Here is a 24,237-nt window from a genome sequence, read left to right on the forward strand (position 1 = left end):
CACACTTCCCTTATATCAACGCTCATTTCCTACTTTTATCCTCTCAACCAAGAAATCGACAGCAGCTTTTACTTTTGGTACTAGATAGCGCTGCTTTTGATACAGCAGATATACGGCCATATCAGCGTGCTGCGTGATTGCTAATGGATGCTCAAATTTAATCTCTTGCAATGCGCCTGACTCAAGATATGAGGATAGTGCCCACCGAGTGGACATCAAAACCCCTTCACCATCACAAGCTTTTTTGGCAAGCCATGGTCCATTGTTTGAAATTGCCACTGCAGGTCCTGAGACATCATGCCACTGATCGTCGACATAGCAAAGCCAGGGCGTTGGCCCGTTTGGGGCTTTGAAATACAGGCCTTTATGTTCCTTTAATTCCATTACATGATTGGGTTCGCCATGCATCTTTAAATAACTGGGCGACGCAACCGGTATAAAGCCATTATCCATGAGCCTAATGGCAAGCACTCGCTCATTTGGCGCATAGCCACCGCGAATCGCAATATCGACATCGTCACGTCCTAATGCCGATAGCTCATCACTGAGACTGACATCTAGCACAATCTCTGGATACAACTCACCAAATTCATCCAGCAGTGGTAGCAGTATTTTTTCACCAAAACCCACCATAGAGCTGATGCGTAACCGTCCCATTGGTGTCGTTTGATAACTGCGTACTGTTTCTTTGCTTTGCTCGAGCTGATCTAATACTTGCTGCATATCGTCATAATAGACCTGCCCTACTTCGGTCAATTTAACAATTCGGGTCGAACGCTTTAATAATGTCGCGCCCAAGCTCTTTTCTAAATCAGATACTCGTCTTGATAGTGAGGATGGCGGCACTTTGAATGCACTTGCCGCCTTAGTAAAACTGCCCGTTTCTACGACTTTGCTGAAATACTTGATGGCACGTAATTGATCCAACTGACCTCTCCATTTAGATGAACATTTGAGTATTCTCGCTTTATTATTGTCTTAAAAGCAATAGTGATTCACGTTATTCCTTATATATAACCACATTAAAACCAGTAATAATGTGTTTAACTTAGGGCGTGCTTGATATTCGACCATGCACTGACAGAGACTATTTTTTAGACAGTTCGACGTTAAAAATAGTAAGTTTAGTCATTCTAAGCGTCTATGTTTTAACAATGAAGTGGCAAAAAATAGTCCTGTCTCCTTCTGTTTATATTGGAGCTGATGCTAAAACTGCCCCATACTGTGTTGTAAATCTAGTTAAGGCACGAGCATTACCGTCGTTTTACGCCTTGTCTGGAACCGTTTTAGCAATCAGCAGTGCCTATTTGTGAATATCAAACACGCCCTAAACGTTGCAATGAAAACACGATTAAAAATAACTTTTACGTCAACAATGGAAGAATGACTTATGATTACTTTGCACGGCTTTGCTGCAAGCAACTATTACAACATAGTAAAACACGCTCTTTTATATAAGGGTATCCCATTCCAAGAGGACCTTTTGTACGCTGGTAGTGATGATCTACTGACCGTCAGTCCAGTGGGTAAAGTACCTGCTATCACCATGCCTGACGGTTTTAATCTGTCAGAATCCAACGTGATTTGTGACTTTTTGGAAGAAACATATTCTGAAAAGCCGCTATATCCTACCGATGCAGCAGAACGCGCGACTGTACGTCAGATTATGAAAATAGCAGAGCTTTACTTTGAGCTACCAAGCCGCCGTCTAATTCCATATGTATTTTCTGACGTACAAGCACCTAACGCAGTCAAAGAGGAAGTCCGTCAAGTATTGGGCCGCGGTATTATTGCCATGAATCGCTTATGTCAATTTTCGCCTTGGATTGCAGGCGAGCAATTCACCATGGCTGACATCTATGTGCATCACGTCAACACTATTGTCAATGCTTTTGGCGCGACTCAGCTTGAGTGGGATGTACTGGCAGAAGTGGACGGCATGAAAGAATGGAACAAAGCCATGAGTGAAACCGACATTGCAAAAAGTGTTCAGGCAGACAGTCAAGCAAACATGCCTGAGTTTATGCAACACGTTAAAGCTCTAATCCAAGCCGCAAACGCTAAATAACCTGTGGCAATGTGGCTACTAAAAATGAGTCACATTAAGAAAATTACTAAAGCTCAATAACCTAAAGAACGGCCAATGCCGTAAAGGGATTGGTCTAAAAATCCAACTATTTGCAGGAGCAAATCTTATGACCGATAAAAATAAACAACTGGTTTCAACCATCAGTGATGACAACAAATTAACCCTGTCTTTAAAAGACATCGAGATGCCGCAACCCGGTGCTGACGAAGTTGTCGTTCGCATGGAAGCTATGCCATTGAACCCCTCTGACTTTGGTGTGATGTTCAGCGCCGCTGATATGTCAACCGCTGTACAATCAGGCACTGATGACAGCCCGATCATTACCGCTGATGTGCCTGCGAAATTCATGCCATCACTCAAAACGCGGGTAAATAAAGACACCCCTGTCGGTAACGAAGGCGCTGGTACAGTCGTCGCAGCAGGCTCATCAGAAGCCGCACAAGCACTCATGGGCAAAATGGTTGCGGTGATTGGTGGCGGTACATATCGTCAATACCACTGTGTCAATGTAAGGAGCTGCATAGAAATGCAAGACGGCACGACAGCTACCGAGGCCGCATCGTCTTTTGTAAACCCGCTCACCTCACTGGCAATGGTCGAAACCATGCGCGCTGAAGGCCACAAAGCCATCGTACATGCAGCAGCTGCTTCTAGCCTTGGTCAAATGCTAAACCGTATCTGTATGGCAGACGGTGTTGATTTGGTAAATATCGTCCGTAAAGACTCGCAAGAAAAGCTATTGCGCGATATGGGCGCAAAGTATGTGGTGAACTCAAGCAGCGAGACGTTCCTTGCTGATTTGACCGCCGCGATTACTGAAACAGGCGCTACGATTTCGTTTGACCCTATCGGTGGCGGTAAGCTCACCAGCGATATTCTAAACTGTATGGAAGCAGCCATTACTCGTGACGTAGAAGAATACAGCGTCTATGGCTCAGATACCTTTAAACAAGCTTATATTTATGGCGCCTTAGACCGTGGTCCGATCACCTTAAACCGTAACTTTGGTTTTGCGTGGGGCGTAAATGGATTCTTATTGTTCAATGCACTTGGCAAGCTTGGTAGTGAAACGGTTCAGTCCATGCGCAAACGCGTGGCAAAAGAAATCACCACCACCTTTGCGAGCAGCTATACGCATGAAGTGACCCTAGAAGAAGCGCTACAGTTAAAATCAATCGCCGCTTACGGTAAACAGGCGACTGGTGAGAAATATTTGATTACGCCTCAAGCTTAATAATGTTTGAAGCATAATATAGAAATAAAAAAAGCAGATATCTAGGATGTCTGCTTTTTTTATTGTTGATCAGATGCTATAGGTTGTTGTCACATTTTAAACTCATATCGTTATACACAGCAGATATAGTGGAGCTTTGCGGTATACAAGAAATATAAAAAGCGTAGGCAATTAATATATTGTATTTTTATATTAACTCAATTTCTTTCTTAAACTGTGAGCTATTAAAAGATGAGATATTAAAATTTCTAAATTTTGAACTTTCATCTTTTATCTTGTCTGCCCAAACATTACCCACTACCAACAATGTGTCACCAGCCAATATATTTTTTGTAAAATGCTCTTTGGCAAGACAAAATTTAGGTATAAAAATAAGATTTTCATTCTTATTATCTACGATTTGACTATAGCATTGGAAGCTCCAAGGAAAGTACTTTGCTTCTTTATAGAAAGCCACTTCGCTTTTAAGTGTGATATTTACTGCGACTGGATACCATACTTTATTCTTAAGAAGACGGTCAAACAGTATATTGTATCTAGTTTCATCATAATAAAAGTCATCCCAAGAGATAAACTCATCCTTATACTGTATCTTTATAAGCTTTTTTAATACTTCAACATCTGAACGTTCTTGGATGAGGGCTCGTAACTTCGTTATCCCTGCTGCGGAGCGAAAATATGAAGTTAATTGCTGTTCAGAACGAATATAATTTCTAGTTGACAATAAATGTTCACTTGATTCAAGCTCTTTGTCAGATTTTAAAAGATCCTTAGCCACCTTCTGGGCATCCATTAAAATATTCATTCTGAATAAATAACTTCCATCGTTCTGCGCCTCAAATATTGGACTAACATCTTCTACCGAATTCGAATCTGCTACTAAAAGATCAACAGCTCCTTCTACAGAGTAGCCACATTTATTAGTATGTTTATAGTCTTGCCATAGTTTTAAATATGCTGCAACAGGTTTATTGGATGCATTCCTTGTATAAGCGGATATATACTGGATATCAGTTCCACAATATCTACATCTGAGATTTCCATTATCTGATTTTTTCAGTTCGGAGATATGATAAATCTTGTCTCCGGAATCGTTTTTTTTAGAAAACTCCATCTTGATACCTTTACTCAATGCATACCTCCCAGTTTAATCATCATACACGTAACCTGTATTACGTCCCATCTCTATAATTTACAGCATTCAAAACAACTTATATTACATTTACTAATAATTCCACTAAACAACTTATTTGTAAACAATTGATTGTCAGTAACTATAAATTTAATGGTAATTGCTTGTAGATACTGGCAACGGTATCTGCTTTTTGTGTCTGGCTAAAAGTCATCACCACTTCGTATTTTCTCGCAATTTGTATAGATGTTATTAAGGATAATCTCGCCATTACAACCTCAAAATCGGACAACCAAATACCAAGAGCTATAAATTAACATCACTAACAAACCTGTGGTTGCATCTGACGTTTATTACGCCTAGTATTTCGCTCCTTTAAATAATTCTATTTTTAACAATAACACCTCTACAGGTTCGTCTACTCACAATAAAGAAGGATTCGTTATGCCAATAAACACAACCACAATTATTGATGGTGGCATGGGACGAGAATTGGCGAAGCGCGGTGCACCGTTTCGTCAACCTGAATGGTCAGCACTGGCAATGATAGAAGCGCCAGAGATCGTCCGTGACGTGCATCGCGCTTTTATCCAAAGCGGCGCGGCAGTCATTACGACCAACAGTTACGCGCTAGTACCCTTTCATATCGGCGAGGAGCGTTTTGCGGCGCAAGCACAAGATTTGGCAGCAGCGTCAGGTGAAATGGCACGTGCAGCAGTGACGCTGGAAGGCGCAGCAACCAAAGTAGCTGGCTCTATCCCGCCACTGTTTGGCTCCTACCGTGCAGACTTGTTTGATGCTGACCACGTAGAAGATATCGCCACCCCACTGATCAAAGGTCTAAATCCGTATGTCGATTTTTGGCTCGCTGAAACTCAGAGTCTAATCGCCGAGTCTATCGCTGTTCGTGAGCTACTTAGTACGTTAGATACGGACAATAAACCGCTATGGGTAGCTTTTACTTTAGAAGACAGTATGGATATCGATGTACCACGTCTGCGTTCAGGAGAAACCGTCGAGGAAGCCGTGGCAACGATGGCTGCTCTCGATGTCGAGGCGATACTCTTTAACTGCTGCCAACCTGATGTCATCGAGCAAGCATTAGATGTCGCACAAACTGTACTGCAAGCAAAACAAGCGCAGCATATCAAACTTGGCGCTTATGCCAATGCCTTCCCGCCACAACCAAAAAATGCCGCCGCAAATGATACGCTTAATGAAGTACGTGATGATTTGACTCCGCCTGCCTATCTGCTCTGGGCACAAAAGTGGCAAGCACAAGGTGCTTCATTAATCGGCGGCTGCTGCGGTATTGGTCCTGAACATATTCAAGAATTAAGCCAACATTTTACTGCTACTGCCTAGACATAGGCTGATCTGAATATAGAAAAATGTAAGATAATTAAAATATTGAGTTCATCATGCTGACGACCATCGAATGTTGTTTGATGGTCGGCATGTTTCTGGTCATGGAGCTAGGGCTGTAAGCGTATCGAAAAATTCAGTAGCAGCTACAGGCTTGAATGAAATTATCGACTAGCTTGTTATAAGTACGCGTATTGTATTCTTAACAGTCTACCCTCTTTCCCGCTACCCTGAAGTCTGTCTACCCGTTTGTATCAGTAGGACCCCACTTAAAATCAGTACCAACGCTATAATTTCTAAGCTGGTGATGTCCTCGCCAATTAACGCGCCAATGATGACAGCAACGACTGGAGCAATATAAGTAGCACCAGCAGCCCGCACTGAACCTAACGTCTCAATAATAAAATAATAAATCAAAAAAGCAGCGCCAGTACCCAAAGCACCCAGACCAAGTATCGTTCCCCACATTGCCCTAATATCTGTCGTCAGCTGGGTTATACCATCGAAATCGATGAGTATCGAAAGCGTTATGACAGCCAACCCCACTTGCCAAGTGGCCAATGCTAGTGGCGGCAACCTCAGAGGAGACAGATAGCGCCGCGCATATACAAAAGATGCACCCACACTCAGAGACCCTGCCAACATCCACAAAACGCCAACGAGAGAGACACCAGTAGCACCTTGCCATGGTCGCGCACTTAATGCGATACCAGCAAATCCTAGCGCAAGTCCAATCACCATTTGCTTGGTCGGACGCTCATCAGGTAAGAACAGCGCCGCGCCCAAAAAGGTAAATATAGGGATTGAACCACTTAATAGACCTGCGATACTACTGGGCAATAGCGCCGTACCTGCGACAAATCCATAATAGTAAAAAGACGTTGCGAGCACTGACATCACTATAAAGTGTGGCAAATGCTTTAACTGCGCTCGAGTAATCACTTTACTGTGCCAAGCAACGGCAACCAATGGCAAGAACCCAAATAGCAGGCGTAAAAATACGGTTTGTGAGGGGCTGATTAGAGCCGTCGCCCATTTCATAAAAATAAAATTCGACCCCCAGATGACACCGAGGAGTACCAGTGCAGTATATGCTCGAAACATAACATTGGCCTTAATAAATAGATGAGCTGCTTTTTTCAAACAGCTAGCGTCGATAGTGTTTTATTGCTTGTATTAACAGTCTGGTATTAACTATCTTGTATCAATAGTCTTGTACTGACTGACCCGTTACACAGAGCGAATGACGCCACCATCAACCCGTATATTCTGACCAGTGATATATCCAGCAGCTTCGGATAATAAAAAAGCAATCGTTGAGGCGATCTCTTCAGAGGTGCCATAACGTCCCATCGGCACACTCTCACGGCGCTCATCGACTTCAGGCAAGCTATCAATCCAGCCGGGTAAGACATTGTTAATGCGTATACCTTTTGCCGCATAATCGTCAGAGAATATCTTGGTAAAAGCGCCAAGGCTGGCACGAAAAGCCGTTGACGTGGGAAAAAGCGCAGTCGGCTGCGTTACCCAAGAGGTAGATATATTGACGATAGCACCGCTACCCTGTGCCACCATGATGGGCGTGACCAAACGAATTGCACGTACCGCACTAAGAAAATAAACCTTTAGCCCTTTATGCCAATCCTCATCACTGATGTCTAAGATAGGTGCACGCGGGCCATGACCTGCAGAGTTCACAAGGGCATCAATACGTCCCCACTGTTGCATCGCCAAATCAACCAAACGTTGTAAATCTTCATTAATAAGGTTGGAGCCAGTAACACCAATGCCGCCGAGCTCCTTTGCCAATGCTTCACCTTTGCCAGAGGAAGATAAAATAGCGACATGATAACCATCTGCTGCAAGTTTGCGAGCAGCGGCAGCACCCATGCCTGATCCACCTGCGGTGATAAGCGCTACTTTTTTTGTCGTTGTCGTATTATTCATCTGTCTTTCCCCATTAGTTATCGTTTTATCTATCATAACCAATAAAATCAAATTCCTAACATCATAATAAAAGATGCTAGACTGTAGAAAATCTATCGTCTAGGAAAACAAAGTGTCAAATAGCCATCGTACATTGCCACCGCTCAATGCCTTACGCGCATTTGAGGCTGCTGGGCGTCATCTTAATTTTCGGGTGGCGGCTGATGAGCTGTTTGTGACACAAGGCGCGGTCGCTCAGCAAGTAAGAATGCTAGAGGAGCATATCGGCTTTCCTTTGTTTCAAAGACTACCAAGAGGCGTAGCGCTCACCAGCCAAGGTTCTGTTTACTTTGCAGAAGTCACTCGCGCTTTTAAGATTTTGGATAAAGCAACAGCTCAGCTACTCAGAGACCCTAAGACTGTCACTATCAGCGTGACGCCGACTTTTGCCACTAAGCTATTATTGCCGCGCTTATCTGCTTTGACTGCTGCGGTCCCTGATGTCGAGTTGCGTACTGTAGCGACCGAGTCCGTTGCAAACTTTGACCGTGATCAGGTAGATATCGCGGTACGCCTGACGCGCCCACCATTCCCTGCGGCATTTGATACTCAGCTACTGTTTAAACAAACGCTTGTAGCTGTAGCCAGCCCCCACTTGATGGCCAATAGAGAACTGCCTATATCACTTGAAGCGCTACAAGAGATGCCATTGCTCCATGACTCACATCATCATTGGCCACGATTTTTTGGTACTACAGGTAAGCTGCCCGGCGCTGTATTTAATCAAACCGCTTTGGCTTTAGATGCAGCGCTAGCGGGTCAAGGCGTTGCGATTGCTTGTCAGGCTTTTGTACAAGCGGATTTGAATGCAGGGAGATTGGTGCAAGTGAGTGAGTCAACGCTAACAGTCGATCCAGATTATTATCTTGTTCGCAAAAAGAGTTCGTCATCATCACCAACTGTCGACGCTGTCTGGAACTGGTGTATCACTCATTTAGCACTGGCTTAGCACTGACTTGATTTAGTCAGGGCTAGCTAAGCATTAAGTTAAACGTCAATATAAATAATCTAATCTCAAACTTATTAACGTAGTTAGCTTCTGAAACTAACTACGATTTTAGTCGTGCTTTTCTATCCAATTACAGTCGTGCTTCAATATATTGATTCAGACCTCTCTACTTTTCTCTCCTCGTCTTTTTTCCTCGTTTTATCCTTTTACTAACTACCCTAACTCAAAAATAAAAAACAGTTACCTACCCCCTTCTCAATCAAAAAACGCCCTATTTTTACGTGATTAAAATACTAAGTTTTTATGTCACATTACGTACAACTTACACAGTTAATTTATCACAAACAATTATCGGCTAAATCATTACTTAATTTTGTATTAGTATGCATTGGTATTCATTAAATGACTGAGGATACAAGTACTTACATTACCTATAAGCATACTCTTCTTTATATAAATTTTAACTTGTTGTATATGCCTAAGGACCAGACATGACTGCTAACACACAAGAAGCTTTGACTAGCGCAGCACTCAGTTTTCAATTGATGACGCGAGCTGAGCCTCCAGAGTTGGTTATTGCCACGATAAAATCGTTATTAGCAGTAAAAGAAGTACACGATGAGATTTTGATTATCGATAACAATAATAAAGAGACGTCGTTATATGAGCCGTTGGCAGCATTTTGCCAGAGCTTAAACGCTGATTTGAATGTCCATTTTTATCACATCGATCGTGTCGAAGGATTCAAAGCGGGCGCTTTGAACTTGGCACTTGGGTTAATGAGTCCAGACTGTAGTCACATTGTGGTGGTCGATAGTGATTACCAAGCATTACCACATGCGAGAGCCTCTATTATACAGGCTATCGCCCAATATCCTGAGCATACCCTACTTCAGTTTCCGCAGTTTTATCGTAATGAAGGTCAGCTGGATGCGCATAGCGAGTTGAATCACTATTTTAATCATCATCTGTACCGCCCTTTTAATCGTAATCGCGCCTTATCAACGGGTACTTACGCAGTCATTCGACGCTCAGACCTTTTGAGCATAGGAGGTTGGTCAGGCGCTTCTATCACTGAAGATGCTCAGATGGGCGTGCTTATGCATCGACAAGGTTTTCGCAGTCAATTTGTGCCAGAAGTTATTGCCACGGGTTTACTGCCTAACACACTAGATGACCTAATATGTCAACGTCGACGTTGGATCTACGGCAATATGCAAGTGCTCACGGATTACCTGTCAGTTTCCTACAACTCTCCAGTTCAGTATGTCTCGCAATCGAAAAGTATAAGTGAACGTCTAGCATATATACGCGCTCATCTGTCTCAATTAAGTGCTTGGGTAAATTTCACAGGACTCTTTATCCTTTTGCATATCTTCTCATTATTGGTGATGGTTGATATGCTTCTGGTAAATAACGCTAACGTGTCGATGCTTACCCCTCTATATCTGGTTTATGCAGGCTATGCATTTTTTATCCTTAGACGGTTGTGGGCATATTGCCGTGATCAGTCGCCTCTTAATAAACAAATAGATGACGACCATCAGCCACGTTTTGGTAGAAAAATACGTGCATGGTTGATGCATTTAAACTTTTGGGAGATTGGTGCCTTATCATGGCTTCCGGTGCTATGGGGACGAGAGAAACCTTTTGTCTGTACGCCAAAACAAAACTATATCCAAAGTCGTCAGTCATTATTTCTTAAGAATATAGCGGCGTTACCAAAACTGCTGTTGGTGCTAAATATCATTACAGCCCTAGTCGTAGCACCGTTTTCACCGCTCTACTCACCAGTACTATTTATATGTGCAGCGGCAGTTTGTATTCTTAAACTAAGCGCAGCCAAGGTAGCAATGGATAATTTCTCTGATGCTCGAGCAGATATACCAAGTATGAGTAGGGTTCTGAGACAGACTTTAAAAGTAGCCCATGAAAAGAAGACGACTATCACGACATCTTATGCGACGTCTTTATTTAAAGATAAAAAAACCATCGATTCATAACAATCAGTGCTTATAAAGATAGCGATTCGTAAAAATTTGCGATTTATATAAGCCAATTTTGAACCAAGGTCATTCTATTGTCTTTTATCGTTTCTATACTAGGTCCCCTATATACCATTCTACTAACCATAACGCTTATAGCCATGATGCTTATAACTATAAAGGTCTTAAAAACATGATTAGGTCTTCGAATTCACCGCTACGTATTGCCATTATTGCGCATTCACTGTATCCCATTGCCCAACCTTACGCGGGTGGTCTAGAAATGATTACCCAATTGATTTGTGATGAGCTAGTGGCGCAAGGTCATGAGGTATTGCTTTACGCTCATAAAGATAGCGAGACGAAAGCAACGTTGGTGCCTTTATTGACTCGTCATGAGTTTAATAAGATGGTCTATGATAATGAGCATGAAACGGTCGCCATGGGCCGTGAAGAGATGTACCAATATCTCACCTATCAGATAGCCTTACGAGATATTATCGAACGTGATGAGCGTGGTGAGATTGATATCGTACATAACCATAGTCTGCATCACATTCCGATGATGACAGGCCAAGCGTTTGGCGAAAGGTTTTTTACCACTTTTCATACGCCTATTTTTCCACAGTTACGTTTGGCGCTTTTAACACTGCGCTCTGGTACAACCACTCAATTTACAGCGATTAGTAAGCACCAACAGCAGTTATTCGCCGAGTTTGTCCCTTCACAAGTGGTGTATAACGGCATTGATGTCGAATCCTTTATTGCCAATACAGAATCGCTTGGCAATACTAATGGTAGCGATTACGAGGTGTATTTCTGGTATGGACGCATCTGCCCTGAGAAAGGCACTCATTTAGCCATGCGGTACTGTATGGAAGCTGGGAAAAAACTTATCATAGCAGGACCTAAAAGCAACGAAGACTACTTTAATCAAAAAGTAGCCCCTTTACTATTTAAAGACAGTAAGAGTGGCGATGACAAACTATTCAGTTATGTGGGTCATGTCACCAAGGACGAGATTAATAATTACTTGTGCCAAGCAACTGCCATGCTATTTACCAGCACTTGGGATGAGCCATACGGATTGACCTTAGCTGAGAGTTTGGCATGTGGCACACCAGTCATTGGTTTCGATGCTGGAGCCAGTGCCGAAATTATTACTCCAGAGACAGGAGTCATCGTACCTAAAAAAGACAAAGCCGCCTTTATCAATGGCTTTGCTACGATTAAAAACCTATCACGCCAAGCCTGCCGTGACCGCGCCTTACAGTTTTGTTCAGTGTCAGCCATGGTAGACGGCTATCTGGAACTGTACCGAGCAGCGTTAAAAAATAGAACGGTGTTGATAGAAGACAATTCAGAAAGCTATATCAATAGTATTAACGGTATCAACAGCTATGAGCTGTCTGATTTAACAAAAGACTCCTTGCAATTTTTTAATCAAGCCATTCAAGCACCAGTTGAAACTGAGAATAATCTTGTTAGCTTTTCTGAGGGATCATAATGATGCGTATTGGATATTATGCTCATCATCACGGCTCAGGACATTGCCGACAGGCAGACAAACTGGCTGCATTGCTACCTAATAACGTAAGATCGCAATTAACGGTATTTACAAGCTTAGATATAGATAGCTATCGTTTTACCGCTATTAATGAACAACAAATCGTGCGTTTGAATGCAGAAGATGAACGACCCGATGACATATTAGCAGGTCGTGCGGGAGAATATTGGCAACCAGCCAGCCTACACTACTCGCCCGTAGGCAATACCGATATCCAAAAACGCAGTCACCAAATACTAGATACTATCTTTCAACATAAGATCGATCTGATGATTATCGATGTCAGCGTCGAGGTGGCCATGCTCTGCCGTGCGGCAAGTATTCCTTACCTTTACGTTAGGCTTCCGGGTATTCGCGACGATGCGCCACATTTGGGTGCTTTCGTTGGCGCGCTTGCCTTACTAGCGCCTTATCCTAAAGCGTTAGAGTCTGCCCAGACATCCGAATGGGTCTGTGATAAAACGCTCTATCTTGACTTTATCTACTCTCAAAAAACCGAGTCATACACTTATGAGAGCTTTATAGATATTTTGGAAAAATTAAGCGTAGGTGGCGAAACTTCTGATCTTAAATCTACAAACCTACCATCTATCAAGGCTCAATTAACATACAATTCCGGAGCTACAACACCTATTATCACCGTCATTAAAGGCTACGGTGGACATAAAGCGATTGACGAAAAATTACCAGATTTACGCTCACTGCTACCCGATGCATTAATTGTCTCTCTCGGGCCTATAGACGATGACAAACGATGTTATGTCGATATCTCAGCTGAGGTAGATGACGTCATACCATTTATTTGTCATAGCGATTATTTGATGATGGCCTGTGGCCTAAACGCTGTTGCGCAAGCGTATCATTACGATACGCCGCTCATAGTAGTGCCTGATGACAGGCCGCATAATGAACAGGCCGTCATGGCTGAAGCGTTAGTCGCTCAAAACAAAGCGCTAAATTGGCAGCAGTTTAAAACCTTAATGAGCGTCAATGATGGTCAATCTGAATCTATTGCCCAAACCATTCATGGCCGAAGCAAACCACACCTCACTACCTCGGTCGATAGCATTGAAAAGAATAACTTTGAGGAAGATAGCGGCGAGGAAACCAACGCAACTACGCTAACAGCTGCTCAAGCGTTTATGCATAGCACCACTGATTATCCTACTACTAAGCGTTGGTTTGAAAACTGGTTACTCCCTCGACTCAACTTAACACCCGAATCAACAATTAAATACTGACTGATTAAAAATAACTGGCATCACGATAGTGAGGTAAGGATAAGCAATGACCATTCAGCCAACGAGTAACGCTAGTACGACTTCTGATTCTGTACCGATGACCGTCATTACGACTTGCTATGGTCGTAATCGTCATCTCTACAACCTACTGAGCAGTCTAGAAAATAGTAGTGTAAAGCCAGCCGAAGTCATTATTGTCAACGACGACGCCGATCCCAATCGGTTAGCTGGATTTTCATTGAATATCGTGAAGTTACCGACTACGGTTAAATCAGCTGTAAATGATGGTAGCGATACTACAACTACAGAGTTTGACATCGGACATAATCGCAATCTTGGAGCGTTGCAGGCAACTCACGATATGCTGATTTTTTTGGATGTTGATTGTATCGTAGCGCCTGCGTTTATTGAGCAAATGTATAAGAAGCTTCTGCAATATCCTAATGCGCTTTTGATGGGTCAACCGCGCTATCTAACGCGACCATTATCAGTAGAAGAAAATGCACAATTAAAAATTAATCAGCTGCCTTTCTCTGTTTTAGACGAGCTATCTGTCTATAACCCTTATCGTTATAATTTTGATGAAGCTGACTCATATCCTACTGAAACAGAGCAAACAGCTATCAAGCAGACTGATGATTATGGTGCATTTTGGAGCCTGTGCTTCGCTATCAAGCGACAGACCTTTGATAAAATTGGCGGTTTCGACACCCAATATACAGGTTATGGCGCAGAGGATACCGATTTTGCTTTTACAGCACGTCGATTAGGTATCGATTTTTACCTTACTGCTGATATCGCTTATCATCAGCAGCATAGTGTCTACCGGCCACCACTCAACCATTTAGACAGTATCATTGTCAATGCCAATCGCTTCTATCAAAAATGGCACTGTTGGCCCATGGCAGGATGGTTGTCACAATTTTCCGGTATGGAACTGATTGATTGGACAGAGGAACAGTCGTTACCGATAGCTATACAACGAGAGCCTAACGATAACGAGATAAAGCGCGCTCGTTGCCCAGACGCTCCTTACGTTTAACTATTTCTAGCTAACGAAAACTTAGCTAATCAATATTCTAGTATCGATGAATAGTCACTCCTGTAGGTGGTCGACTCATTTCCTGACGTTCAAAAACCCAGTTATGCCCATGCCAAAAATGAGCAGTTTTATCATTGTCATTGAAACCGATCATTACTATCTCTAACGGTAGTTTCGTGTTTTGAATATGGTGTAAATATGCTCGAGCTGCCAGCATCAGCCGATATAACAGAAAACCTGATGAAGGTGCTGACGAATGAATATCGGTAAAGTATGGATAGTCAGTAACGACTTTGTGATGCTCTGATAGCACACTGTGGTAGATAGGGCTTGACCATAGTTTTTGCATGTTCGAAGGAATATCTAAGATACGTTGAGCAGTGATAGGATCATCATTGGGGCTTGGGTCATCAGCTAATGTTGGAAACTGATAAGGCTGGTTGCTCGTCAATATCCCTAGAGAGGCGGTCTCTGCCATTTGCTCCATCACTGATATATGATTGCTTCTAGGCGGTAGGCCAAAATGCAACTTACTGTCACCAATCTGACGAAAAAACAACAGCTTAGGTAGTGAATTAGCTAACTGATGGCTAGCAAAAAAATCATCATGAATAAAGTGATTAAATAACACTAAGACATCATTGGGCTGTAATAGCATCTCAAGCTGCGCCGTGGTCACGGCAGGATTATTTGCAATCAGAACAACTCGCTTAGCTTGCTCTAGTGCAGTCTGTATAACAACTGGTAGTGTTAAGAAAGCAGATTGCGCTGTGCTTATATTATCAAATGTATATTTGCTATTCTCTGACAGCGCGATACTCTGTTTAAGTGTTGGTTTTTTTGTATTGAACTCTTTATTAGACATAGCAACCTTAGTTAATGTAAATTTTTGATTGCTACTTTAGCATTATTAGCGATTTTTATAGAAAAAGCTTTACCTCTATTATACTCGGATAAAGCCTTATCTTAATAAAAGTCTGCCACTTCTTACTTATTCAACTCAAAAATCATATTTTGCCATTATTTCAATTTTCTGACCTACCAGAATGAGATAGTCGCAACATTTCATAGTAGATAAGTACTATTCGTTGGCACTTCTTCTAAATCATATAGAAAACCTTTCTATATCACTGATACTCTAATTGAGTCATTCCTAGATGACGATTCTTTTATTTAGTAGATGTTATATCATCAGCTATCTATCTCAGCTCATTGCCGTAACAACATCTTCCATTTATCTCACAATTAATCAGTAAGGAAACATAGGTTGATCTTCAGTAAGTATCATCTCTAGAGTGTTGCTAGTCTTCCGACCCTTAGCAAAAAGCTCCTAAGATTGTATTAATGGTTCAGTATCGACTAGAAAAAGTCACCTTTCTTTAACTTTCATAAAAGTACGTAACGCTATAACTCGCTATTATCTACTTATTCAATAGAACGACGTTCAATTCAGATACCTTCAACCATTAAATAAACACGCTTACTTATAATTAGCCTAAAAGGACCTTACTATGAAAAACTTCAACATGAAAAAAATCGCTATCAGCTCACTATTGGCTGTATCTACTTGTTTTGCTATGATCGGTCCAGCGAATGCGGCCCAACAAGTTGTCGTGGTCAAAGACAAACATCAAACAAAACAAGCGGTCGTCGTTAAAGCAAAGCCCAAAGCGAAACAAGTGGTCATGGTTAAAGCAAAACCTAAGGCCAAGCAAGTTGTCGTAGCGAAAGCGAAACCTAAAGCCAAAAAAGTAATCGTCGTTAAAGACAAACATCCAGCACAAAAAGTGGTCGTTGTGAAATCGAGATAGACCAAGCAAGACCGATACCCTATACAGCTTATATAGAACCAACTATATTAAGCAGGGAACACCACTACCTCATCGTCTTCCTGCCATGGCTGAAACTTAGTCATGGCTTGTACAAATAATGGGTGTTCCAACCAGTGTTGTAGCCACAGCTGTAGCTTGGGATAAGGCAAACTATAAAAGACATCACGATCTACATGGGCAAACTGGCGAACAAACGGCATGATACCAATATCAGCAACCGTCACGTTATTACCTAGTAGATACGTATTCTTAGTCAATAACGCTTCTAAATCCTGCAAAAAAATTTCACCTTTTTGTCTATATTCTATTTGAGTCATCTCAGGGTGACGATCGGCATATTTGTAGCGATCGAGCCACTGCTTAAACTCATTGTCATTTTGTGCTATCAGTACATTAGCTTGGGATGAAATCTTTCCATCTAGCAGTCCCTGAGGATCGTTTTGCTCAAGCGCCCACATCATGATCTCTGCACTCTCTTCAATGACGGTCCCATCCGCTAACTGTAAAACTGGCACCGTGCCTTTTGGACTAATCGCTAGCATCTGATCTGGCTTATTCTTTAACGTGATTTCCCGTAGCTCTACTGGCAACTCGGCGAATATTAGACCGAGACGAGCACGCATAGCATAAGGACAGCGACGAAAAGAGTACAAGCGAGGCAACGAAGTGTTCATAGATTCCTCCATAGTTGAATAGGAATTAAGCAATAGGTACAAAGCAAACAAAGAAGAATTAGCAGACGCAAACCTACTGACATCGATAGTTATTAAGACGCTGTTTAATAGGTGACAGATTCATAATTAGCTATAGTTTCTACTAACGACTTTGGCAGATAAGCATCTTTCAGGTGCGCGTGCGGATAATGCTGCTCAATCCACGATTGATAGTTATAGACAGTTAGCGTACCACAATATAATAAATATAAAACCTGTACACCGATGCTACGCGACAGACCCATTACGCAATGGAAATTGATAAGTGTGATGAGGCTATCCTCTACTTTATCTTTATTATTGGTGACAAATGCCTGTGTCTCAGCTGATCGTATTAAATCGTCAATTTGTTTAAATAAATCAATATAGTCTTCAAGCAATACGTCATTTAATGGCTGCAAATCCAACAAAGGCAAATACAAATAATGAACTGTCGTATTCATAATGCCGTTAGCGGCTATTTCAAGATTATGGGTGTGGCTAGATATCTCAGCGGCCAAATCAACAACGATAATCTGATAGCGAAATGCAGGCCGATTACTTTCTAACGGACTTGACCATTCTAATGAGCTGGAGCCAAACAACCAATACGTTAAATGACTACTTAGATCCGTCTGCATTAATCGAGGTGAAGCAACAACTTTGACCTTGTCATTAATAGCATACGGCGTGAGTGGATACTTTTGATTTTTGGAGAAAACTTTAAAATACCACTGCCCTAAAAGTGACATGCCATTATAAATAATAATGATTGGCGCAAACTTAATCCAAGTATGTACCGTGAGTCGACCGCTACTGGATTTTTGAAACCAGCGTATATCCCGTATTGGCTTGACCTGTTGATAGGCACAAGCCAACATCGTAAAACTGATCAACCAATATGAAGCAATAATAATAGCTAAGGTTTCTATAGATTTAAACGCCATCACAGTCATATTAGCAAAGTAAAACCCTGCTATCGCTATCAATAATAATCCTATTACTCCCAGTGTCAGATGCTTGATTACCAGTGCATTACGAATTCGATTTGAGATCATAAGCACCGAAACTGCCAACACTACCCCGCCAAACATATCTAGCAAATGGTGTTGATACGTCAACACTGTCGACAGGGCAATCAATGTACATATGCCAGTCAGCAACAGTCGATAAGCCGCTAAAATCCATCTCTTTTTAGACGCTACAACATCCCATAACGACAAACCAAGCAATATGGCATAACTGACATGCAATGATGGCAATTGATTAAATGGCTTGTCCACCAACTGCAAAAACTGATAGCCAAACTGCGTCCAATCATCAGGTATCGATCGATTGAATGAGAAACGAGCGGGATAGAGATAGAAAATCAAACAGGCAAAAATGGTCGTCAGAATCAAGCGGTAAGTCAATAAGGATAATTGCGTAGACGTCCTTACTAAGAAAAAACTAGCCATAAATAAAATCAACGACCAGCTATAAGGAACAATCATAGCTGGAATGAAAGGAACAAATTTATCAAACGGTGTGGCGAAATTATAAATTTGCGATGGGTATAGTGTATATAAAGATACGCTATAAACAGTCGTCAAATTATAAAGCAAATAAAATATCGATAACGCAAGACCTAGGTGTTTGAATCGATTTAAATTTGATGGAGTTTGCAACACCTAGTACCTCATTTGACTATTGAATAAATATTTCAAAAACTTTGGCAATATAATCATAGTTAAAGTTGTCATAATAGCAACTTATTGTTGGCTAAAAACTGCCCAAACCCATTGGAAATACAGTGGTTTTGAATTTATACTTGACTATTTTCCGGACTTAGAAGGATTTGAGAAATGCAGTTTTTGAGGATGATAAGTCAGCAGTTGAGTCGATTTACGGCATTGGTTATTATTTTAGCGGCCGCAGTGACATTTATAGAGCCTGCGACTTTTTCTTGGGTGACAGGTGATACCCAAGTCATCGTTCTGGGTGTCATTATGCTCGCAATGGGTATGACACTAGGTAAAGAAGACTATAAAGTGTTGGCCCAGCGCCCGCTTGATATTTTTATCGGTTCAATTATCCAATATACCATTATGCCGATTTTAGCGATTAGCGTGGCTAAATTGTTTGATTTATCACCTGGGTTGACACTGGGTCTAGTATTGGTTGGTACTTGTCCTGGTGGTGTGTCTTCAAACATTATGAGCTACCTTGCCAAAGGTGATGTGGCGTTTTCGGTAGGTATGACCACCGTATCGACCATCATTGCACCGTTAGTGACGCCACTTTGGCTCAATTATTTGGTTGGTCAGTCTGTAGAAATGGATGGCTGGGGTATGTTCCGCTTTATGCTATTAGTGACATTGTTGCCAGTCGCTATCGGCTCTATGTTAAACATACTATTTCAAAACAAACACTGGTTTAATGATGTACGTGCGGTGATGCCAGGCCTAGCTGTATTAGCTTTCGCCGCTATCGTCGGTGGCGTTGCCGCTGTATTTGGTGATCAGTTCTTGCAGTCAGGGCTAGTCGTTATCTTGGCCATTGCGGTACACAATATCGTCGGTTATGTATTGGGCTACTACTCAGGTGCCTTATTTGGTATGAGCAAACCCAAAAAACGCACCATATCTATTGAGGTTGGCGTACAAAATGCAGGTCTGGCCACTGGCTTAAGCACGAAATTTTTCCCTGGTAATGCAGAGTCCGCCATCGCTGCCGCCGTTGCTTGTATTTGGCACTCTGTTTCTGGCTCTATATTGGCCAATATCTTCGCTTGGTGGGATAAGCGTCAGGAAGCGAAAAATCCTACCGTCATCAAGATTGAAGAGACCGTAGAGCTTGGCAAACCAATTAGCAATCATTAGTACCAATAAAGGTAATATTGAACTAGGTGATATTGAACTAGCTCATAAAGGTAAAACGCTATGAGTTAAAATACTATGCTAGATTATTGTTTCTAGCATAGTATTTTCTAATAAAACACCTTCTAATATAGCGCTCTCGAGCATAGTATTTTTAACATAGCACTATCGATAATTTGCGTGAACTACTAGCCTCTCTTCTAGGTTCTCACTTAACGTAGTCTACCGTAACTCATTTCCAAAACGTTTACGCACCTGACGCAAGTATAAAGCTGGCGCAATACGCCACAGTAAACTGCCAAAGCGCGCGAGAGGGTCCGGCAATATCCAACGTTTGCGCCGCTGCAAACCTTGATCGATCTGTTCGGCCATCCACTCAGCACTACGCATATTACCGACCATTGAGCGTGGATGCTTTGCGATACTGCCATCACGGCCGAGCGCGTGGTTCTCGATAGGTGTATCAAGAAAGCTGGGATAGACCATAAGGATATGTATACCCTCAGACTCTAGCTCCAAGCGCAATACTTCAAAGAACTGGGTCAGCGCACCCTTTGCCGCACAATACGCTGCCCGTCCAGGAACGGGCATCTAGCCAGCCATTGAGCCGATACAGATAATTTGACCTTTAGATTCTCTTAGCATCGGTAGCGCAGCCATAGTCAGCTCCACTGCTCCTTGCCAATCTACCGCCATGATTTTGCGGAACACCGCAGGATTAGTCTGATGCGCTGGTGATCGATGGGTAATCCCAGCATTGTTCACCAATAGGTCAAGACGGCCAAAGCGCTCGCTAACTTGCTCAATAAGCGCAGCAATATCATTAACTTGAGTGATATCAGTGACGACTGTCATGACTCTAGCAGAGTCCTCTAACTCACGAGCGCGGGCGATCAGCGCTTGCTCATCTATATCAGCGAGTACTAAGTGATGTCCAGCAGCATACCAGTGCTGTGCCATTGCCCAACCAAGTCCTGATGCAGTACCAGTGATTAAAGTAACATTTATTGATGATATTGGTGGCATTGATAGCATTGATGATTATCTCCCTATTTGGATTTACGCAATCCATTACATTCGATGAAGTACTCGAAGGTTTCGGCAGACGTTTTTGCCAAAGAGTAACCAAACTCTTCTTTGAGTCGCCTGTTACTCAGTACTGGGCGATAACGCAAAAAATTAACCTGCTCTGGCCCTGTTGGCTTACCGCTCCATTTTGCCACTTGTAAAACAGCTTTAACCAAACCCACTGGCAGGGTCAATAACGGTTTGTTAAGTCGGTTTGCGATATCCTTCATCGTCAGTGCGCCATCGCCTGCCATGTTGTAGATGCCAGTTTTATCCTCGCGAATACCTATTTCCATAGCGCCGACCACGTCTTGATCCCAAATAAACACAAAGGGTGACTCACTGCCTTTGAGCGCAAGCACACGCGGCGCCATAAACAGACTGGTAATTTGATTGCGCGTATCAGCGCCTAGTACGGTGCCAGGTCGAAAGATCAGCTGCTGTAATTTTGGATGCTGCTCGCGAAAATCTGCAAGCATTTCCTCGACTTGTCTTTTGTGATCCGAGTAAGCGAACTCAGGGTTGCCGCGTAGTGCATCTTGCTCATCAATCCATTGAGGGTTGTCAGCGTGATAACCGTAGGCAGCACCCGAGCTGGTGAGCGTTATATGTGCGACATCTGCTTTAATGCAGCAATCAAGTACGTTGCGCGTGCCATTGACATCGATATCATAGTCACGAGCACGATCTTTTGACGCTTGTAAGATAGAGGCGAGATGCACGACATGAGTGATGCCCTCTTCTTTTAGTAGCGTTGCCAAACCCTCATCACGCACATCTAATACGTGAATTGGAAAGTCTAGATCATCACGCTTACGAATATCTGTACCGACTACATGATAATGAGCAGCCAGACGATTGCCTAACTGATGGCCGATGTAACCTGCGGCACCAGTGATTAATATACGTTTATTCACTATGCGTTTATTCATTGCGCTTTTATTCATAGGGTATCCGTGCCCAAATTTGTGAAAGTGTCAGTCCTGACACCAAATGCCATACGCCCCAGAACGCCGTGATCAGCATCATGCCGCCTGCCTCTGGAAAAAAAGTAAATAAAATAACCAGCCCTAGCCCTGAATTTTGTACTCCTACTTCTAGAGTCACCGCGCGCCGATCAGCGACTGGCAACTTGAGCATCAGCCCCATGCCATAACCTAAAGAAAGCGCCAAGAAATTATGGCCAACGACCAGCCAAAAGAAGCTATGAAAACGCTCTAAAAATAGCGCAAAATTGCTAGAAAAAGCGATTGCCACAAAAGCCATCAGCACGAGTAGGGAGAAAATACGTAATGGCTTTTGGATACGTACGACCAGATCAGGTAAGCGTCGCCCTGTTACCATCCCTAGCACTAAAGGTAACGCTAACACTAATAGAACCAGTATCAGAATACTGCTAGGCTCAATCGTTATCTTTGTCAGATACTCACGCGTGTATGGGTTGAGCCAACCATAAAAGGCAAAATTGACTGGCGTTAATATAGCCGCAGCGAGACTGGATACCGCTGTCATACTGACTGACACCGCAACATTACCGCGTGCTAGCCAAGTCATAATGTTAGAAAAAGTACCACCTGGGCAAGACGCGACCAAAATCATTCCTAACGCCAACTCAGGATCGATATTCAACGCCCACGTAAACAGACACGTGGCTAGGGGCAGTAGAAAGAACTGAGCGAACAGACCTGCTATCGGCGCAATAGGAGATAAAACGACACGCTTAAAATCTTCGAGGCGTAAGCTCAATGACACGCCGAACATCATCAGTGCCAAGATCAGATTAAGCAGAATCAAGCTTCGTGGCTCAAACGCCACTGCCGCTATCATACTTCTGATGCCAATACAGGCTGCTCTGTTTCGAGCTCAGCGATATGCTTGGACAGCGTCTCTAAGTATTCATCTTTGTTCACGTAATATGCCATACGCGCAAGCTTAATATAATCATAGCCACCATTGAGCGTTTTGCCAGCACGCTTGCGTTTCACTTTATTGAACTGTTTAACGGCTGCTGTATTTTTCTGACGCTGCTGAATATATAGTGCGACAAGCCTCGCTTGTTGATTTCGACCTTCCCAACCTAGTCCTGCTGCCTCAACCATACCCATCATAAATAAATTATCATGCTCAGGATGAAAGACATTCATATAAAGCTGGGGAGCGTCATGATTGGCAGGCCAATTAAGCTGCGCACGCTCAATAAATGGATAATCTAGTAAATACCCAGTCGCCATCAGAATCATATCATAATCATGACTTTCACCATCGCTAAAAGTCACCGTATGACCATCGATGCGGCGAATATCACGACGCGCCTTAATATCGCCATGACCCAAATGATGTAATACCAATGAATTGACCACAGGATGTGATTCGTACATGCGATAGTTTGGGTTTGGCAATCCATAATCAGAAGGTTTACCGATGACCATACGAATCATCGCCGCATCCATGCGCTGCTTAACTGGACGCGGTAATTTTAGTTTTCCGCCTAGTGTGTCAATCGGCTGACCCTTGATAAATTTGGGCAGAAAGTAATAGCCGCGGCGCAGACTGATATCGACTGATTTGGCATGATGTACCGCATCAACAGCGATATCAGCGCCCGAGTTACCGCAGCCAACGATCAACACACGTTTGTCATTAAACGCTGACGGGCTACGATATTCAGAAGAATGCATCAACGTGCCTGCAAACGTACCTGGCAAACTTGGGATATTGGGGGTGTGCAAAGTACCACTTGCCATGAGCACACCATCAAACAGTCGCGATTGCTTTTGACCATTACACTCACTGACTAAGCGCCAGCCGTCCCCTTCAGGCACCATGCTGACCACGCGCGTTGAGAATTCATAGTGTGATTTTAGATTGAACGTATCTGAAAAATCGCGGAAGTACTGACGGAGCTGGGTATGATGAGGATACGCCGCGACTGAGTCACTCATAGGAAACTCTTTGAACTCCGTCATACGTTTGGACGAAATCAAATGGGCACTTTCATACATGGTACTGTGCGGATTGTCGATATCCCATAGCCCCCCTACATCTGTATGTAGCTCAAAGCCGACAAAAGGAATATTGAGTTTTTGCAAATTTCGGGCTGCAGCGAGCCCCATTGGACCTGCCCCAATTACTGCGTACATAAGCGCCACCTTGAAAATCCATTTAAATTATATAAATCAGTCAATTCCGTTTGACTG

General features: G+C 42.7%; 20 protein-coding genes and 1 pseudogene. 10 read left to right on the forward strand and 11 right to left on the reverse strand.

From position 1 onward, the window contains the following. Positions 1-15: 15 nt before the first annotated feature. Positions 16-927, reverse strand: coding sequence for a LysR family transcriptional regulator (locus ACHEVO_RS04040; RefSeq protein WP_394124018.1), 912 nt, complete (start codon positions 925-927; stop codon positions 16-18). Between the two features lie 463 nt (positions 928-1,390). Here ACHEVO_RS04040 and ACHEVO_RS04045 point away from each other — a divergent pair, with 463 nt between their 5' ends. Further along, positions 1,391-2,068, forward strand: a complete 678-nt coding sequence (locus tag ACHEVO_RS04045) for a glutathione S-transferase family protein (RefSeq protein ID WP_394124019.1) — start codon at positions 1,391-1,393, stop codon at positions 2,066-2,068. A gap of 127 nt (positions 2,069-2,195) precedes the next feature. Next, positions 2,196-3,323 carry a zinc-binding dehydrogenase gene (locus ACHEVO_RS04050; protein ID WP_394124020.1) on the forward strand — a complete coding sequence of 376 codons (1,128 nt, stop codon included), beginning with the start codon at positions 2,196-2,198 and terminating at the stop codon, positions 3,321-3,323. Positions 3,324-3,510: 187 nt separating this feature from the next. Here ACHEVO_RS04050 and ACHEVO_RS04055 read toward each other — a convergent pair whose 3' ends face one another. Further along, the gene (locus ACHEVO_RS04055; RefSeq protein ID WP_394124021.1) at positions 3,511-4,437 is read right to left on the reverse strand and encodes a hypothetical protein; all 927 of its coding nucleotides are present in this window, start codon (positions 4,435-4,437) and stop codon (positions 3,511-3,513) included. A gap of 462 nt (positions 4,438-4,899) precedes the next feature. Between ACHEVO_RS04055 and ACHEVO_RS04060 the strand changes: the two genes are divergently transcribed. Next, on the forward strand, positions 4,900-5,820 hold the full coding sequence (locus ACHEVO_RS04060) for a homocysteine S-methyltransferase family protein (RefSeq protein ID WP_394124022.1): 921 nt from the start codon (positions 4,900-4,902) through the stop codon (positions 5,818-5,820). A gap of 225 nt (positions 5,821-6,045) precedes the next feature. On the opposite strand, the gene ACHEVO_RS04065 is transcribed toward ACHEVO_RS04060, so the two are convergent. Further along, complete coding sequence (locus ACHEVO_RS04065; RefSeq protein WP_394124023.1) at positions 6,046-6,924, reverse strand: DMT family transporter; 879 nt, start codon at positions 6,922-6,924, stop codon at positions 6,046-6,048. Between the two features lie 126 nt (positions 6,925-7,050). After that, the gene (locus tag ACHEVO_RS04070; protein ID WP_394124024.1) at positions 7,051-7,767 is read right to left on the reverse strand and encodes an SDR family oxidoreductase; all 717 of its coding nucleotides are present in this window, start codon (positions 7,765-7,767) and stop codon (positions 7,051-7,053) included. A gap of 112 nt (positions 7,768-7,879) precedes the next feature. Here ACHEVO_RS04070 and ACHEVO_RS04075 point away from each other — a divergent pair, with 112 nt between their 5' ends. The 5 genes from ACHEVO_RS04075 (at position 7,880) to ACHEVO_RS04095 (ending at position 14,590) form a co-directional block, all read left to right on the forward strand. Beyond that, the gene (locus ACHEVO_RS04075) at positions 7,880-8,755 is read left to right on the forward strand and encodes a LysR substrate-binding domain-containing protein (RefSeq protein ID WP_394124025.1); all 876 of its coding nucleotides are present in this window, start codon (positions 7,880-7,882) and stop codon (positions 8,753-8,755) included. A 491-nt stretch (positions 8,756-9,246) separates the two neighbouring features. Then, on the forward strand, positions 9,247-10,758 hold the full coding sequence (locus ACHEVO_RS04080; RefSeq protein ID WP_394124026.1) for a glycosyltransferase family 2 protein: 1,512 nt from the start codon (positions 9,247-9,249) through the stop codon (positions 10,756-10,758). A 175-nt stretch (positions 10,759-10,933) separates the two neighbouring features. After that, a complete protein-coding gene (locus ACHEVO_RS04085) occupies positions 10,934-12,247 on the forward strand; it encodes a glycosyltransferase (protein ID WP_394124027.1) in 1,314 nt (437 codons plus the stop codon). Then, the gene (locus ACHEVO_RS04090) at positions 12,247-13,548 is read left to right on the forward strand and encodes a hypothetical protein (RefSeq protein ID WP_394124028.1); all 1,302 of its coding nucleotides are present in this window, start codon (positions 12,247-12,249) and stop codon (positions 13,546-13,548) included. Before ACHEVO_RS04085 ends, ACHEVO_RS04090 begins: the two co-directional genes overlap by 1 nt. A 46-nt stretch (positions 13,549-13,594) precedes the next feature. Further along, the gene (locus tag ACHEVO_RS04095; protein WP_394124029.1) at positions 13,595-14,590 is read left to right on the forward strand and encodes a glycosyltransferase family 2 protein; all 996 of its coding nucleotides are present in this window, start codon (positions 13,595-13,597) and stop codon (positions 14,588-14,590) included. Between the two features lie 37 nt (positions 14,591-14,627). On the opposite strand, the gene ACHEVO_RS04100 is transcribed toward ACHEVO_RS04095, so the two are convergent. Then, complete coding sequence (locus ACHEVO_RS04100; protein WP_394124030.1) at positions 14,628-15,455, reverse strand: hypothetical protein; 828 nt, start codon at positions 15,453-15,455, stop codon at positions 14,628-14,630. Between the two features lie 646 nt (positions 15,456-16,101). On the opposite strand from ACHEVO_RS04100, the gene ACHEVO_RS04105 reads away from it, so the two are divergent. Beyond that, on the forward strand, positions 16,102-16,401 hold the full coding sequence (locus tag ACHEVO_RS04105) for a hypothetical protein (RefSeq protein WP_290179020.1): 300 nt from the start codon (positions 16,102-16,104) through the stop codon (positions 16,399-16,401). 47 nt (positions 16,402-16,448) lie between these two features. On the opposite strand, the gene ACHEVO_RS04110 is transcribed toward ACHEVO_RS04105, so the two are convergent. Further along, a complete protein-coding gene (locus ACHEVO_RS04110; protein WP_394124031.1) occupies positions 16,449-17,096 on the reverse strand; it encodes a glutathione S-transferase in 648 nt (215 codons plus the stop codon). A 104-nt stretch (positions 17,097-17,200) separates the two neighbouring features. After that, the gene (locus ACHEVO_RS04115; protein ID WP_394124032.1) at positions 17,201-18,571 is read right to left on the reverse strand and encodes a phosphatase PAP2 family protein; all 1,371 of its coding nucleotides are present in this window, start codon (positions 18,569-18,571) and stop codon (positions 17,201-17,203) included. A 387-nt stretch (positions 18,572-18,958) separates the two neighbouring features. Between ACHEVO_RS04115 and ACHEVO_RS04120 the strand changes: the two genes are divergently transcribed. After that, positions 18,959-19,975 (forward strand): bile acid:sodium symporter family protein, encoded by a 1,017-nt coding sequence (locus ACHEVO_RS04120; protein WP_394124033.1) that lies wholly within the window; start codon positions 18,959-18,961, stop codon positions 19,973-19,975. A 219-nt stretch (positions 19,976-20,194) separates the two neighbouring features. Here ACHEVO_RS04120 and ACHEVO_RS04125 read toward each other — a convergent pair. From ACHEVO_RS04125 to ACHEVO_RS04140, 4 genes and pseudogenes are all read right to left on the reverse strand, one after another. After that, positions 20,195-21,007, reverse strand: a pseudogene (locus ACHEVO_RS04125) (SDR family oxidoreductase). A gap of 14 nt (positions 21,008-21,021) precedes the next feature. Then, on the reverse strand, positions 21,022-21,987 hold the full coding sequence (locus ACHEVO_RS04130; RefSeq protein WP_394124034.1) for an SDR family oxidoreductase: 966 nt from the start codon (positions 21,985-21,987) through the stop codon (positions 21,022-21,024). Beyond that, positions 21,980-22,867 carry a bile acid:sodium symporter family protein gene (locus ACHEVO_RS04135; protein WP_394124035.1) on the reverse strand — a complete coding sequence of 296 codons (888 nt, stop codon included), beginning with the start codon at positions 22,865-22,867 and terminating at the stop codon, positions 21,980-21,982. Before ACHEVO_RS04135 ends, ACHEVO_RS04130 begins: the two co-directional genes overlap by 8 nt. Next, the gene (locus tag ACHEVO_RS04140; protein ID WP_394124036.1) at positions 22,864-24,180 is read right to left on the reverse strand and encodes a flavin-containing monooxygenase; all 1,317 of its coding nucleotides are present in this window, start codon (positions 24,178-24,180) and stop codon (positions 22,864-22,866) included. The genes ACHEVO_RS04135 and ACHEVO_RS04140 overlap by 4 nt, the downstream gene beginning before the upstream one ends. Between the last annotated feature and the right edge of the window lie 57 nt (positions 24,181-24,237).

The sequence above is a fragment of the Psychrobacter nivimaris genome (assembly GCF_043419765.1).
Classification (GTDB): domain Bacteria; phylum Pseudomonadota; class Gammaproteobacteria; order Pseudomonadales; family Moraxellaceae; genus Psychrobacter.

Excerpts from the sequence above, each read along its gene's own strand:
- ACHEVO_RS04045 (WP_394124019.1), top strand. The coding sequence starts at position 1,391 with ATGATTACTTTGCACGGCTTTGCTGCAAGCAACTATTACAACATAGTA.
- ACHEVO_RS04050 (WP_394124020.1), top strand. The coding sequence starts at position 2,196 with ATGACCGATAAAAATAAACAACTGGTTTCAACCATCAGTGATGACAAC.
- ACHEVO_RS04055 (WP_394124021.1), bottom strand. The coding sequence starts at position 4,437 with ATGGAGTTTTCTAAAAAAAACGATTCCGGAGACAAGATTTATCATATC.
- ACHEVO_RS04060 (WP_394124022.1), top strand. The coding sequence starts at position 4,900 with ATGCCAATAAACACAACCACAATTATTGATGGTGGCATGGGACGAGAA.
- ACHEVO_RS04065 (WP_394124023.1), bottom strand. The coding sequence starts at position 6,924 with ATGTTTCGAGCATATACTGCACTGGTACTCCTCGGTGTCATCTGGGGG.
- ACHEVO_RS04070 (WP_394124024.1), bottom strand. The coding sequence starts at position 7,767 with ATGAATAATACGACAACGACAAAAAAAGTAGCGCTTATCACCGCAGGT.
- ACHEVO_RS04080 (WP_394124026.1), top strand. The coding sequence starts at position 9,247 with ATGACTGCTAACACACAAGAAGCTTTGACTAGCGCAGCACTCAGTTTT.
- ACHEVO_RS04085 (WP_394124027.1), top strand. The coding sequence starts at position 10,934 with ATGATTAGGTCTTCGAATTCACCGCTACGTATTGCCATTATTGCGCAT.
- ACHEVO_RS04090 (WP_394124028.1), top strand. The coding sequence starts at position 12,247 with ATGATGCGTATTGGATATTATGCTCATCATCACGGCTCAGGACATTGC.
- ACHEVO_RS04095 (WP_394124029.1), top strand. The coding sequence starts at position 13,595 with ATGACCATTCAGCCAACGAGTAACGCTAGTACGACTTCTGATTCTGTA.
- ACHEVO_RS04100 (WP_394124030.1), bottom strand. The coding sequence starts at position 15,455 with ATGTCTAATAAAGAGTTCAATACAAAAAAACCAACACTTAAACAGAGT.
- ACHEVO_RS04105 (WP_290179020.1), top strand. The coding sequence starts at position 16,102 with ATGAAAAACTTCAACATGAAAAAAATCGCTATCAGCTCACTATTGGCT.
- ACHEVO_RS04110 (WP_394124031.1), bottom strand. The coding sequence starts at position 17,096 with ATGAACACTTCGTTGCCTCGCTTGTACTCTTTTCGTCGCTGTCCTTAT.
- ACHEVO_RS04115 (WP_394124032.1), bottom strand. The coding sequence starts at position 18,571 with ATGGCTAGTTTTTTCTTAGTAAGGACGTCTACGCAATTATCCTTATTG.
- ACHEVO_RS04120 (WP_394124033.1), top strand. The coding sequence starts at position 18,959 with ATGCAGTTTTTGAGGATGATAAGTCAGCAGTTGAGTCGATTTACGGCA.
- ACHEVO_RS04130 (WP_394124034.1), bottom strand. The coding sequence starts at position 21,987 with ATGAATAAAAGCGCAATGAATAAACGCATAGTGAATAAACGTATATTA.
- ACHEVO_RS04135 (WP_394124035.1), bottom strand. The coding sequence starts at position 22,867 with ATGATAGCGGCAGTGGCGTTTGAGCCACGAAGCTTGATTCTGCTTAAT.
- ACHEVO_RS04140 (WP_394124036.1), bottom strand. The coding sequence starts at position 24,180 with ATGTACGCAGTAATTGGGGCAGGTCCAATGGGGCTCGCTGCAGCCCGA.